This is a genomic window from Vibrio sp. 1401, assembly GCF_033340295.1.
Window position 1 is genome coordinate 1 of record NZ_JAWOWF010000667.1, and the last position, 564, is coordinate 564.

The 564-nt window shown below is 46.1% G+C and carries 1 protein-coding gene; it reads left to right on the forward strand.

Annotation, left to right across the window (positions count from 1 at the left end):
• Positions 1-95 precede the first annotated feature (95 nt).
• Positions 96-564: TonB-dependent receptor plug domain-containing protein (locus R7Z77_RS27465; RefSeq protein WP_318137321.1), on the forward strand; the 469-nt coding region annotated here is incomplete at its 3' end.

Consider the following 564-nt stretch of genomic DNA (forward strand, 5'->3'; position numbering starts at 1 on the left):
TGTGCGATTTCGCATAACTGAATCGCCTTTGTATTTATAAAACACCTGCTTATTATATCTGAGAATTATTATCATTAATATTTAGGAATGTACTTATGGAAAGCCCAGCTTGCTCATCAATCAAGCTTTCAAGCCTTTGCCTTGCAGTGGGAATGGCCTTGGCAAATCCCGTTTTAGCTCAAGAATCTGACTCTCATTTCGAAGAAGTCGTGGTATGGGGAACGAAAGTTTCCAGCAATACCGAATCGATGTTCGCAGACGATATGTCATTAAAGCAGGCCGATCATATGTCGGATCTACTGCGTGATATCCCGGGCGTTGATGTGGGTGGCACTCACTCAGTCAACCAGCGCATCACGATTCGCGGCTTGGGTGAGACTGACTTGGATATCCGTCTGGATGGCGCGTCACAACACGCGAGTATGTTCCACCACATCGGTAACTTGACGCTGAACCCCGATATTCTAAAGTCGGCAGATATCCAAGTGGGTAACAACTCAGTGACGCAAAATGGGTTGGGTGGTTCGGTGTATTTTGAAACCAAAGACGCACGCGATTTGCTTC